Origin of the sequence: Halalkalibacter kiskunsagensis, from assembly GCF_037027555.1 — a bacterium.
In the GTDB taxonomy this organism is placed as follows: Bacteria; Bacillota; Bacilli; order Bacillales; family Bacillaceae_D; genus Halalkalibacter; species Halalkalibacter kiskunsagensis.
The window spans coordinates 37,558-50,068 of record NZ_JAXBLX010000006.1 but is presented as its reverse complement, the minus strand read 5'-3'; the positions used below and the strand labels follow the sequence as shown (position 1 = coordinate 50,068).

Below are 12,511 nucleotides of genomic sequence, written 5' to 3'. Positions count from 1 at the left end.
TGTAAGGTTTGTGGGCGGGGACGCTTTTTCGGCGATTTCGGCTCTTTTTCCGACTACTCCCGTTCGCTTTCCGGCAACTCTTATCTCAGTAAAAGTAATAAAAATAAGGACGAAACCACATCGGTTTCGTCCTTAAGCAAATCACACTCTACTTCGTTCCAAACAAACGATCGCCTGCGTCGCCTAGTCCTGGAACAATATACCCTTTTTCATTTAACTTCTCATCAAGTGCTGCTAAATAAATATCAACATCCGGATGAGCTTCTTGCATTAATTTCACGCCTTCTGGAGCAGCAACAAGACACATTAACTTAATGGTTTTTGCCCCGCGCTTCTTTAAGCTGTTAATGGCTTCAATTGCCGACCCACCTGTTGCTAACATTGGATCAATAACAATAAATTCACGCTCTTCAACATCAGTTGGAAGCTTCACATAGTATTCAACCGGCTGCAATGTTTCTGGGTCACGGTACAAACCAACATGCCCTACTTTGGCAGCTGGAATCATTCGTAAAATGCCATCCGTCATACCTAGGCCCGCACGCAAGATGGGAACAAGTCCTAACTTTTTACCTGCGATTGTTTTGGAATGCGCTGTTCCAACGGGTGTTTCGACTGTTACATCTTGCAAAGGAAGATCACGAGTAATTTCAAACGCCATTAGGCCTGCTACTTCATCAACGAGCTCGCGAAATTCTTTTGTTCCTGTTTCCTTATCACGGATATACGTTAGTTTATGCTGAATTAACGGATGATCAAACACGAAAACTTTGCTCATAAGGTTTTTAGCTCCTTTATTCTTTCTTCATCTTTAAGATGACACTTTGCTTCTACAAGATTCTACATAAAAAGCTAGTCCCCTTCAAGGTTTACGTTCAGATTTTATGAAATAGATAGAAAATGCAAGATTACGAATTTTTGTTCTACGTTTAACATTTAGCAACTCTTTGCGACCGTGCACACATCGTCTCCACCCTTAACACAAAAAAAGCTGGACCTCGTCCAGCTTTCTTTGTACTACCTCTTATAGATGTGTATACATCGGGAACTTCGCTGTTAAAGCAGCAACACGTTCACGTACTTCTTCTAATTTGTCTTCATTCTCTACGTTCTTAAGCGTTAGAGCAATTAATGAACCAATTTCATCCATCGCTTCCGCGTCAAGTCCACGTGATGTAACAGCTGCTGTTCCGATACGGATACCACTTGTTACAAATGGGCTTTCTGGGTCGAACGGGATCGTATTTTTATTCGTTGTAATGCCGACTTCATCAAGTGCCTTTTCTGCAACTTTTCCAGTTAGGCTAAGCGAACGAAGGTCTAGTAGCAGTAGATGATTATCTGTACCATCAGAAACAAGGTCAATACCCTCGCTCTTTAGTTTTTCTCCTAAACGTTTCGCATTGTCGATAATCGCTTGTCCATATTGTTTGAATTCATCTGTTAGCACTTCACCAAATGCAACAGCTTTTGCTGAGATGACGTGCATTAATGGACCACCTTGGATTCCAGGGAAAATCGATTTATCAATTTTCTTGCCGAACTGCTCTTCACATAAAATCATTCCGCCACGAGGACCACGAAGTGTCTTATGCGTTGTTGTCGTTACAAAGTGTGCATGCGGAACAGGATTTGGATGCAAACCAGCAGCTACAAGACCAGCAATGTGAGCCATATCAACCATTAAATATGCGCCAACCTCATCAGCAATCTCACGGAATTTCGCAAAATCAATTTCACGTGGGTATGCACTAGCACCTGCTACGATTAACTTTGGTTGATGCTCTTTTGCTAGTTCTCTTACAACATCGTAATCAATGAATTGCGTTTCTTTATCAACACCATATTCTACAAAGTTATATTGAACGCCACTAAAGTTAACAGGGCTACCGTGTGTTAAGTGACCACCGTGTGAGAGATTCATACCAAGTACGGTATCACCAGGATTTAAGATCGTAAAATAAACAGCCATATTTGCTTGCGCACCAGAGTGAGGTTGAACATTAACATATTCCGCACCGAAGATTTCTTTCGCACGATCGCGCGCAATGTCCTCAACGATATCAACGTATTCACAACCACCATAATAACGACGGCCAGGATAACCTTCTGCGTATTTATTTGTTAAAACAGAACCTTGCGCCTCCATAACAGCTGCACTAACAAAGTTTTCAGACGCAATTAATTCAATTTTATCGCGCTGACGTCCTAACTCCAACTGCACTGCTTCAAACACTTTCGGATCTTGATTTTGTAACGTATCTTGTCTCATCTCTATACCCCTTCCAAAATCTATCTTTCGTCTTTCTAACAATCAAACAACTTATTCGCTTATATCTTACCACAAATAATCTTTCATTTCCGTACGAAATTACTTATTTTTTATATTTTATTCATGTTCACATGTTTTTTCATATACAGCTCGAACCCCGCCAATTAGTTTCGGGCGTGTTTTCGCCATAGTTAGGTGGGCTTCACCAATCGATGTAACCGTGCTTCTGATTGGGACAGCGACTTTTTTTAAATGCATGCCAATGAGCGTATCGCCAATGTCAATTCCAGCCTCTGCCTCAATTTCTTCAACTAATACAGGATGCTTCATTTTTGAAAATGCATATGTCGCCATCGCCCCACCCGCTTTTCGAACAGGAATAGCTGAGACAATTTCATAACCACGCTCTTTTGCTGTTTCTTCTTCGATGACTAGGGCGCGATTTAAATGTTCGCAGCATTGAAACGCGAGCTTAACCCCTGTTTTTTGCTGGAGATCATAAAGTGCTTTGTAAAGAATCTCTGCCACTTCATAGGAGCCGTTTGATCCAATATGTGAGCCGACCACTTCACTCGTACTTGTTCCAATGACAAGAAGAACTTGATTTGTTAAAGGAAATACTTGATGTAAATCTTCTAGCGCTCCTCTTGCTTGTTGACCGACCGTTTCAATTGCAAAACTCATGCCGCATCCTCCTTGCTTTTTTACTGTTCGTAGCTCGTGATTTTTCCGACTCGAGTGGCGTGACGGCCACCTTCAAATTCTGTTTCAAGCCAAACGCGTGCGATTTCCCTAGCAAGACCAGGACCAATAACGCGCTCACCCATCGCCAGCACATTCGTGTCATTATGTTCACGCGTGACTTTTGCCGTAAATAAATCATGAACAAGTGCACAGCGAATTCCTTTTACTTTATTAGCTGCTATCGACATGCCAATGCCTGTCCCACAAACAAGAATGCCGCGGTCAAACTCGCCGCCAGCTACTTTCTCTGCCACTGGGAGAGCATAATCAGGATAATCAACAGATGTCTCGCAGTCACAGCCAAAATCCTCATAGGAAATTTGCATGTCATTCATAAGTTGCTTTAATTCTTCTCTTATATGTATTCCACCATGATCCGATGCAATTGCTACTTTCATTTTACCGGTCTCCTTTTTGTTGTTATTTTCTACAGTTGAAACAGTGTATTTGTATAATATCTATTTTAAAGAAGGGTCAGACCCGTGGATTTTTGCTCCGCCCGCCCTTTGAGGTAACGGAAAAAGAGAAGTGCGCTCTTCGGGCCAAGGTGGTGGGCGTCTTCTATCTTTGCTTGTTCTAATTGTCTCTGTACTATTCTCACTTAATCGCTAATTTACTTAACTACATTTTTTACTTTTTATTGAGTATTATGAATCAATTTTGTAATTGCCCTGGCCTGCTTTTGCGCTCTCATCCGCCAAATTTCGCATTTCAACCACAACAACGGCTAGTCCACTAATTCCACTAGCTTTTAACGAATGCTCACTAATAGATTGATCGTTGCTATCCTCGTCTCCACCTTAAGTTAAGATTCTGTTAATTTTTGAGTCAAGTCATCTAAACAACGTTCGATTTGTTCAGCTGTCTGTCTATACGCTTCAATAGGTCCTCCGAATGGATCATCAATATCAAGATTATGCGCCAACGGATCAACAAACTCCTTAAGCGTAAACAGATACTCGCTTACATGCGGGTGAAAAAGCTTAATCATCTCCTTATGAGAAGTTGTCATCGTTAAAATGACATCTGCCCAATCAAGCAAGTCTTCGGTTAGAGGACTAGATAAATGATTTGCGTCAATTCCCTTTTCTGCAAGCACCGATATCGTATTCTCTGATGCCGGTGAATTGGGAAAAGCTTGAACACCTGCAGATTTCACTTGGATGCTCTCTCCTGCACGATTACGCAATAACGCCTCAGCTAATGGACTTCTACACGTATTTCCCGTGCAAACAAACAATACGTTCTTCACGTAATGACCCACGCCCTTTCTATTCTCACGTACGATTTTGGCTTCTCGATTCTTTACGTAGCCATTCCCCTAATATAGTGTTCAAAACTAGTTCAATCTTATCATATTGCATACTAAAACGGTATATGAGCCTTGGCGAGTTTTTCCAATATAAAGTTACAATGGCAAAATGAGTTTGATTCCAAATCCAATTAAGATGAAGCCACCGAGCAACTCCCCATATGACCCGATGTATTGCTTAAATCGCGAACCCATTAGAAGACCAAGCCACGATAAAATCATACTTAGTAAGCCAATCATCAAAACGGTCAAAGCGGTTTTGGCTCCTAGCATCCCAAAGCTAAGTCCCGCTGAAAAACTATCCAAACTAACACTGATTGCAAACAAAATTAAGCCAAATCCAACTGGACGCATCATCTGTTCATCATCTGACTTAAACGATGATAACGCCATCTGCAGACCAATGATAAGCAAAAGCCCTCCACCAATAAACGTAGCAATCATGCCAAAATAATTTGATAGTAGTTTGCCCGTCGCCATACCAAATAACGGCATAATAATATGAAATAAACCAATTATGACTCCAATATTAAAAATCTGCCGTAACCGCAATCCAAGCATTCCCATACCAAGAGCAACTGAAAAAGCATCCATCCCAAGTGCACTTGCCATGATAAACAGCGTCAACATCTCACTCATCCCACGACCACTCCTTGAACATGCTACTTCAATGTATGCAAGTCCAAAAAGAAATAGACAACCTTCTTTAAAAGAGGCTGTCTAAACGATAGGAATGATCAATCGCCGTTATTATGATTCACCATTTCACCTATGACCCAGTTCGTTCTTCTACCTCTCACGCTACTCGTAGGGCACTGACCTCCGTCTTTTGTTGAATCAGCTACAATCGTTTCCACAAGGAATTTTATACTTCAATTTGTTTAAGGACATTTTGCTGGATTTCCTCCAACGACAACGTTGTCTGGTACATCTTTCGTTACTACTGCACCTAAGGCAATCACAACATAGGTATTTCAAACTCCCTGCAATATATGTTTTTATGCTTACCAATTATTGTGTGAATGAAAGAAAAGATATAATAAATAACAGAAAAAACACACAGTTCATGCCACTGGCAAATTACTGTGTGTGTTTGTTCCTTATTTTTACAACACGAACTCGTTACTTTCTATTTGAAGTTAGGTCCCCATGCCTAACATACTTACATCGTGGCAATAGCTGCTTTTTGAAGTCGGTTCATAATCGCAATTCCAAGGTGCTCGTTTGGGAATACCTCGGAAAAAATGATCTCGGCTTCTTTTTCATCAAACATTCGCAAGCTTTCATATAATCCGCTCGCAACCGTTGCTAGATTTTCTCTTGATCCACAGGCGACAACGACATCCGCTTCGTACTTGTGCTCGTTTTCTGTAGTCGTTAAGACGCCCACACGTTTTCCTTCAAATTGCGCTTGTTTAATGAGCGGCGCAATTTTTGTTTGGTCTTCTACTAAATAGAGCGTGCCAGTTGGCGAATAGTGTGTATACTTCATTCCCGGTGATAGTGGTGCGTCGTTTTCTGAATGGAGGGATGGGTCTACTTGAATAGGTCCGATCAGAGCTTCAATCTCCTCTTTCGTTACTCCACCTGGTCGGTACAAAATCGGCGTTGGCTTTGAACAATCAAGTACTGTTGATTCCACTCCCACGCCCGTTTGGCCGCCATCTAGAATACCAGCAATTCTCCCTTTTAAATCATGATACACATGCGCTGCTGATGTCGGACTTGGTTTTCCCGATAAATTCGCGCTCGGCGCTGCTACAGGCACATTCGCTTCTTGTAATAGTGCTCTTGCTACAGGGTGATTAGGGATTCGTATCGCCACTGTGTCGAGTCCAGCCGTTACACTTGGCGCAACTGTATCTTTCTTTTTCAAAATAATCGTTAATGGGCCAGGCCAAAAATGTTTCATCAATGTATGTGCCACATCAGGAATATGAGTAACGAGGTCCGTTAGTTGAAGTTGTTCAGCTATGTGGACAATTAGTGGATTATCACTTGGACGCCCTTTCGCTTCAAAGATTTTCTTCACAGCTTGTTCGTCTAATGCATTCGCCCCTAAGCCATATACCGTTTCCGTCGGAAATGCTACAACCTCTCCTTTTGTTATCCACAACGCAGCTTCCTTTATCCACGTGAGATTTTCTCCCTTACAGGAAAAGTTATCCACACTCCAATATTTTGTTTGTTTATAACTCACAGTTCATCTCTCCTATCTACTCCATTTTGCAAGGGTTGTCTATTGATGTCAATAAAACGAACCATTTTCGACAGAAACCCTTGGCATTCAAAGGAAAGAGGAGATCAATTGAAACAAATCATCCCCCTTATTCGACATCATTCGCATTTACTGCCCAAAAAAAGTTACCCACAGTTGTGGGTAACTTGTGGGTAACCATCTATATTTATCCAGTTATCAACAGATTAATCCAGTAATTCACATGCCCACACCTTTGTTTCAGCCTTTGCGTTCCGCTTAAAATGTGGAGAACTTTGTACATCGCTAGGCACGTCTTCTTTTGCAACTACCCGAAATCCCAATTGATGAAACAAGGCATTCGTTCCCTTTGCACAAAGATACACCGTTTCGATCTGTTGCTCCTGTGCATATTTCAACGTCAGTTGCAAAAATTCAAAACTAAGACTTGCATTCCAAATTGGAGAATCTAACACAAGCGAGCGCAGCAATCCATTTTCCTCGTATTGCTCAATTCCAACTGTTCCAATTAACTGCTGTTCTTGATCCTCAACAACAAGAAAACTTTTTATATATTGATCAATTCCTTCATCCCGCAAACCAGCTTTTGCAACGAGTCTTTGAATCGGCAGCATATCCTTTTCTTTTGCTTTACGTACCACAATTGTCATTCGCTCCACCCTCTCTAAATCTAGTATTAGATAAGTATGTGGAGCTTGTACCCAATATGCTAGAAAAACTTTGTTTAAGTCAGATCGTCTAAAAAGGAATACTCATAATCTACACTGAGATGTCTATTCTACCTAATTCGCTGCTCTTTCTCAAGCAAATACGAACGAACCACAAATAGCAGATAGAGTTTTTCTATCAGCTATTTTAATGGCAACATCATAAATAATCCTTATTAAACTTTCTCAGATGAAAAAATACGATCTACTAACTTTGAAAACATTTCTACTACGAAAAACGACACTTCAATCTCATCTTCTTGCACGACAACTTCTGAGTCTTCTGCTTCTTCTGTCTCCACTTCCGCTTCTACAGCATCACCATTTGACATATCAAGAAAGCATAATGGCGGAAATAAGACACACCACCAGTTTTCACCTTTACCTTCACCTAACGTAATGACGACCGCATCGTACAAGCCAGCCGGATACACGATATTGCCATAAAGCTTTGTTGGAAATTGAACTTCTGAAAAACTTACCTCAAACGATTGCTCAAGTCCCATGTTATGTAACTCTTTCTCTACGATTCCCTCAATTTTTACTAGATTGCCTTCAATCATCGCTTTTGCTTCTTCTAAATCATGAACACCCATGACCATTTCAGTGATCACTGCATTCACTTCATCACGTATATCACGTTTTAACGCCTGATCCCTCACAGAATCACTATTAGCAAGAATCCGCAATCGCACAGCCTCATCCTGACTCACTTCATTATGTAAAGACGCTACCGCCACGGCATTTTGAGATTCCCAGTTCATAATAAGGACAAATAAAGAGAATAATAGATAAATAATAACATTTGGTTTCATTCGTAAGCACCGCCCCTTCATACAAACATTGTGGACAGGACGAAGAAAGTTTAAACAGATAAATTTAAAAAAAGGTCGGGTTTCACCTTTTTTTAAATTTATCGAAGCAAGAGCGGAGCCGCTGCCTTCTTTTAAGCCATTAGGAGTGCCCTTCTCCTCATGGCGCGCAGCGTGCGGAGCCTTGCCACCTCTTTCTATGCCAGAGGCTCGAACCTTTTTTACATTGATCAAAGCTAGAGCGAAAACCGCTGCCTTCTTTTAAGCCATTAGGAGTGCCCTTCTCCTCATGGCGCGCAGCGTGCGGAGCCTTGCCACTTCTTTCTACTCACGAAGCTCACCCTTTATAACAAGAGTATTAGCCGATGCAGACAAACATCAGATCCTCTTTTTAATATCTTCTCTTATTGATTCAATCATATCGTCTGATAAATTCGCTGGTATAGATGTTTCAGCCTCAAAAAGCCATGTATTAAGTAGTTCAAGATCTGCTTTATTAAAAGTAATGCTATAGTCGTTATGGTTGTGCGTAAATTCAGCTGTCACTGATTCTTGTCCATCAAAGCCGTCATCAATAATCATCTGTTTGATTTCATATGGTTTCATGATGCAATCCCCTTTCTTCTTCCCTCCTTTATTATGTATCTAGAGTTCTCCTCCTATGCCTGATTGAACATTACCAATCTAAAATAATTACCTCCTTGAAATCAGATAGAAGTTAAATACAAACCACAAAAAAATGAGATGAACTCTTTTTAAGTTCATCTCATATTCCCATAAGCAAACACCATACGCTCCTTGCCATTGATATCGACTTTTATTTCCGTTGTTGCCTGAGGAAATGCTGATGCTAGCATCTCTCTTACGACTTCAGCTTGGCCAACTCCAACTTCAAATGCAACGAAGCCCTTCTCTTTCATCACGCCTGGCAGCTTCTCCATAAATCGGCGGTACAAATCAAGCCCGTCTTCCCCGCCAAATAACGCCAAATGAGGTTCATGCTCTCTCACATGAACAGCCAAATTCTGCGCATCACTAAGCGGAATATACGGTGGATTCGATACGACCGCTTCTACCTTCACGCCTGCCTCTAGCAAAGGCGTAAGTAAATCGCCATGAATAAATGTCACATTCGCCGTAAGTTCGTTCGCATTTCGCTTGGCTACCTCAAGTGCCTCAGTTGAAATATCAACAGCTTGTACATCAATCGAGTCGTCTTCAAGTGCGAGCGTGATCGATATCGCGCCACTTCCTGTTCCAATATCAACAAGCTTAATTTTTTCTTTTTGAAAAAGTTTCTGCTTTAACTCCGTGACAGCTACGACGAGTTCCTCTGTCTCCGGCCGCGGGATCAGCACGTGTTCATTCACGATAAAGCGTCTTCCGTAAAATTCCTCATACCCGATAATGTGTTGAACCGGTTCGCCTTGAGCATGACGATCGAGCTCTTGCTTGAAGCGAGTAACAAGATCAGCTTCCATTGGATCATCCAAAATCATCAATAGCTTCGCTCGGTTCGCTTGATAATAATGACGAAGCAACCACTCAGCAACAGGCTGTTCAAGGTTACGCTCCTTTAAAAAAGAAGAAGCCCATGTCAGGGCCTCACGAATTGTTATTTGTTTCATTTTACCGCTCAGCATTCTGCATCGCTTCGGCTTGCTCTTCGACGATCAATGCATCAATGATTTCATCTAGCTTCCCTTGCAAAATTTGCTCAAGCTTTTGAATCGTAAGACCGATACGGTGATCAGTTACACGGCTTTGCGGGAAGTTATACGTGCGGATTCGTTCAGAACGGTCACCCGTACCAACGGCAAGCTTACGATTTTGATCATATTCAGCTTGAACTGCACTATTAATTTTATCGTACACACGCGCACGAAGAACTTTCATCGCTTTTTCTTTGTTCTTAATTTGAGATTTTTCGTCCTGACATGATACAACCGTATTTGTTGGCAAATGCGTTAGGCGAACAGCAGACATCGTCGTATTAACACTCTGCCCCCCCGGTCCACTTGATGCAAATGTATCAACACGAATATCTTTATCATGAATATCAACTTCAACCTCTTCTGCTTCTGGTAACACGGCAACCGTTGCTGTTGATGTATGAATACGACCACCAGACTCAGTTGAAGGAACACGTTGAACACGATGTGCGCCATTCTCATACTTAAGCTTCGAGTACGCACCCGCACCATTGACACTGAAAATAATTTCCTTAAAACCACCAAGTTCAGTTGTCGTTGATTCAATGACATCTGTCTTCCAGCCTTGAGCTTCTGCAAAACGGCTGTACATTTTATAAAGGTCGCCAGCAAACAACTGAGCCTCATCTCCACCCGCAGCCCCACGAATCTCCATGATAACGTTCTTATCATCATTCGGGTCTTTCGGAAGAAGTAGAACTTTCAGACGGGCCTCAAGCTCCTCTTTTCGGTCAACAAGGTCACTGATTTCTTCCTTTACCATTGCATACATTTCATCATCTAAACTTTCTTCTAACATCGCTTTAGCATCTTTATGCTGCGCGTTTACTTCTTTATACTCACGGTACGCTTGGACAGTTTCCTCTAAGTCCGACTGTTCCTTTGAATATTCACGTAATTTTTTTGAATCATTTATGACATCGGGATCACTAAGTAATTCGTTGAGTCGATCATAACGATCCTCAACTGATTGTAAACGATCTAACACGGCTTTTCACCTCATTAAGATTTTCCAGTGTATAACAGTATAATTATAGTATACAGAAGAGAACGGGTCAACGAGAGGACATGTAAAAAGGGCGGTTTTTCCCTTTTTACATGTCCTCGAAGCAATGAGTGGAGCCGGCGTTGGGGTTTTAGCCTTTTGAGCGCTCTTCTCAAAAGGCGTACGCCGCGCGGAGCCATTGCCGCTTCTACCCCCGTAAAAAGGGCGGTTTTTCCCTTTTTACATGTCCTCTTCTATCCTCGTAAGTTACAAAGGCTCCACACGTAGCTTAAAGGGCACTGACAAAGGTAAAAAGCAACCTTTGTCAGTGCCCTCTAGTAGTCTCCCCATTTTTTTGCTTAATTACAAGTGAAACGGGGAAAAGTAATGTGAAAAGGAGTGATGTCGATGAAATACGTAATTATCGGTGGAGATGCTGCTGGCATGAGTGCCGCTATGCAAATTGTTCGAGGTGATGAGTCAGCCGAGGTTAAGACTCTTGAAAGGGGTGAGGTCTATTCTTATGCTCAGTGCGGACTTCCTTATGTCGCTGGCGGTGTGATTGACTCTTTTGATTCATTAATTGCTCGTTCAGTTGATACGTTCCGCGATAAATATGGCATTGATGCTCGTATCAATCATGAAGTGAAAGCTGTTGATGTCGAGAAGAAACTTGTATCCGGTGATGATTTTGAAGTTCATTATGATAAGCTGCTTATTGCAACAGGAGCCAGCCCCGTTGTTCCACCGTGGGACGGCGCCGACTTACAAGGAATTCACTCTGTTAAGACGATTCCCGATACGAAAGCATTGGTCGAGGATTTAGACGGAGTTTCACAAATTGCTGTTATTGGCGGAGGCTATATCGGACTTGAAATGGCCGAGAACTTCGTGGAACTCGGCAAGGAGGTAACGATCATCGAACGCGGCGATCATTTGGCTGGAATTTTTGATAAAGATATTAGTGAGAAGATCGGTGAAGAAGCACGTAAGCATGGAGTGACTCTACGATTGAATGAGTCGGTGGAGTCATTTGAAGCGGGGAAAAGTGGCCGTGTCCAGCAAATTGTAACCGATAAAGGGCGCCTTGATGCCGATCTCGTAGTGGTCGCCATTGGCGTGAAACCGAATACAGGGTTTCTAGACGGAACAGGCATTCATTTACATGAAAACGGCGCGATTAAAGTGAGTCGGTTTATGGAAACAAATATTCGTGATGTATATGCTGCAGGTGATTGCGCGACTCAGTATCATCGGATGAAAGAACGAGATGATTACATCCCACTCGGTACGCATGCGAATAAACAAGGAAGACTTGCCGGCCGCGCGATGATCGGCTCCCCTCGTCCGTTCCAAGGCATCGTCGGCACGTCGATCATTAAGTTCTTTGATCTGACCCTTGCGCGGACCGGCTTGTCTGAAGCAGAGATCGAGTCACAAGGCTATCCTTTTAAGACAATCACTGCATCGATCCCGCATATTGCAGGATATTATCCAGAACCGAAAAAGATGGATATCCGACTAAGTTATCACGCAGAGTCCGAAGTGCTGCTAGGTGGACAGATTATCGGTGAAGCTGGTGTAGACAAACGGATCGATGTACTGGCAACCGCGCTTTATCATAAGATGAGGATCTCTGAGCTAGAAGACTTGGATTTAGCGTATGCTCCGCCTTACAACGGGGTGTGGGATCCGATTCAGCAAGTGGCTAGGAGGAAAGAATAGCAATAGCAGTGTGGGGCTCGCCTG

General features: G+C 42.3%; 13 protein-coding genes and 1 pseudogene. 1 reads left to right on the top strand and 13 read right to left on the bottom strand.

Annotated features, from left to right (window positions below):
• Positions 1-148 precede the first annotated feature (148 nt).
• The 13 genes and pseudogenes from upp to prfA all read right to left on the bottom strand — a co-directional run bounded on the left by upp (position 149) and on the right by prfA (position 10,765).
• Positions 149-778 (bottom strand): uracil phosphoribosyltransferase, encoded by a 630-nt coding sequence (gene upp, locus SLH51_RS04910; RefSeq protein ID WP_335959564.1) that lies wholly within the window; start codon positions 776-778, stop codon positions 149-151.
• Positions 779-1,024: 246 nt separating this feature from the next.
• Positions 1,025-2,272, bottom strand: coding sequence for a serine hydroxymethyltransferase (gene glyA / locus SLH51_RS04905; RefSeq protein WP_335959562.1), 1,248 nt, complete (start codon positions 2,270-2,272; stop codon positions 1,025-1,027).
• A gap of 117 nt (positions 2,273-2,389) precedes the next feature.
• The gene (locus tag SLH51_RS04900) at positions 2,390-2,944 is read right to left on the bottom strand and encodes a TIGR01440 family protein (protein ID WP_390183911.1); all 555 of its coding nucleotides are present in this window, start codon (positions 2,942-2,944) and stop codon (positions 2,390-2,392) included.
• A gap of 32 nt (positions 2,945-2,976) precedes the next feature.
• Positions 2,977-3,414 (bottom strand): ribose 5-phosphate isomerase B, encoded by a 438-nt coding sequence (rpiB, locus tag SLH51_RS04895; protein ID WP_335959558.1) that lies wholly within the window; start codon positions 3,412-3,414, stop codon positions 2,977-2,979.
• Positions 3,415-3,821: 407 nt separating this feature from the next.
• On the bottom strand, positions 3,822-4,268 hold the full coding sequence (locus SLH51_RS04890; RefSeq protein ID WP_335959556.1) for a low molecular weight protein arginine phosphatase: 447 nt from the start codon (positions 4,266-4,268) through the stop codon (positions 3,822-3,824).
• 156 nt (positions 4,269-4,424) lie between these two features.
• Positions 4,425-4,967 carry a manganese efflux pump MntP gene (locus SLH51_RS04885; protein WP_335959555.1) on the bottom strand — a complete coding sequence of 181 codons (543 nt, stop codon included), beginning with the start codon at positions 4,965-4,967 and terminating at the stop codon, positions 4,425-4,427.
• Positions 4,968-5,193: 226 nt separating this feature from the next.
• Positions 5,194-5,290 (bottom strand): annotated as a pseudogene (locus SLH51_RS04880) (acetyltransferase); the annotation flags it as partial.
• Between the two features lie 200 nt (positions 5,291-5,490).
• Positions 5,491-6,528, bottom strand: a complete 1,038-nt coding sequence (locus tag SLH51_RS04875) for an L-threonylcarbamoyladenylate synthase (protein ID WP_335959553.1) — start codon at positions 6,526-6,528, stop codon at positions 5,491-5,493.
• A 224-nt stretch (positions 6,529-6,752) separates the two neighbouring features.
• On the bottom strand, positions 6,753-7,196 hold the full coding sequence (locus SLH51_RS04870) for a GNAT family N-acetyltransferase (protein WP_335959551.1): 444 nt from the start codon (positions 7,194-7,196) through the stop codon (positions 6,753-6,755).
• 233 nt (positions 7,197-7,429) lie between these two features.
• A complete protein-coding gene (spoIIR, locus tag SLH51_RS04865) occupies positions 7,430-8,068 on the bottom strand; it encodes a stage II sporulation protein R (RefSeq protein ID WP_335959549.1) in 639 nt (212 codons plus the stop codon).
• Between the two features lie 375 nt (positions 8,069-8,443).
• Positions 8,444-8,671: a hypothetical protein gene (locus SLH51_RS04860; protein WP_335959548.1), complete on the bottom strand. Its 228-nt coding sequence runs from the start codon at positions 8,669-8,671 to the stop codon at positions 8,444-8,446.
• Between the two features lie 155 nt (positions 8,672-8,826).
• Entirely contained in the window at positions 8,827-9,684 is an 858-nt protein-coding gene (gene prmC / locus SLH51_RS04855) for a peptide chain release factor N(5)-glutamine methyltransferase (protein WP_335959716.1), read from the bottom strand.
• A gap of 10 nt (positions 9,685-9,694) precedes the next feature.
• Positions 9,695-10,765 (bottom strand): peptide chain release factor 1, encoded by a 1,071-nt coding sequence (prfA, locus tag SLH51_RS04850; protein WP_335959546.1) that lies wholly within the window; start codon positions 10,763-10,765, stop codon positions 9,695-9,697.
• Positions 10,766-11,170: 405 nt separating this feature from the next.
• Here prfA and SLH51_RS04845 point away from each other — a divergent pair, with 405 nt between their 5' ends.
• On the top strand, positions 11,171-12,487 hold the full coding sequence (locus tag SLH51_RS04845) for an FAD-dependent oxidoreductase (protein WP_335959544.1): 1,317 nt from the start codon (positions 11,171-11,173) through the stop codon (positions 12,485-12,487).
• Positions 12,488-12,511: the final 24 nt, after the last annotated feature.

Excerpts from the sequence above, each read along its gene's own strand:
- upp (WP_335959564.1), bottom strand. The coding sequence starts at position 778 with ATGAGCAAAGTTTTCGTGTTTGATCATCCGTTAATTCAGCATAAACTA.
- glyA (WP_335959562.1), bottom strand. The coding sequence starts at position 2,272 with ATGAGACAAGATACGTTACAAAATCAAGATCCGAAAGTGTTTGAAGCA.
- rpiB (WP_335959558.1), bottom strand. The coding sequence starts at position 3,414 with ATGAAAGTAGCAATTGCATCGGATCATGGTGGAATACATATAAGAGAA.
- SLH51_RS04885 (WP_335959555.1), bottom strand. The coding sequence starts at position 4,967 with ATGAGTGAGATGTTGACGCTGTTTATCATGGCAAGTGCACTTGGGATG.
- SLH51_RS04870 (WP_335959551.1), bottom strand. The coding sequence starts at position 7,196 with ATGACAATTGTGGTACGTAAAGCAAAAGAAAAGGATATGCTGCCGATT.
- spoIIR (WP_335959549.1), bottom strand. The coding sequence starts at position 8,068 with ATGAAACCAAATGTTATTATTTATCTATTATTCTCTTTATTTGTCCTT.
- SLH51_RS04860 (WP_335959548.1), bottom strand. The coding sequence starts at position 8,671 with ATGAAACCATATGAAATCAAACAGATGATTATTGATGACGGCTTTGAT.
- SLH51_RS04845 (WP_335959544.1), top strand. The coding sequence starts at position 11,171 with ATGAAATACGTAATTATCGGTGGAGATGCTGCTGGCATGAGTGCCGCT.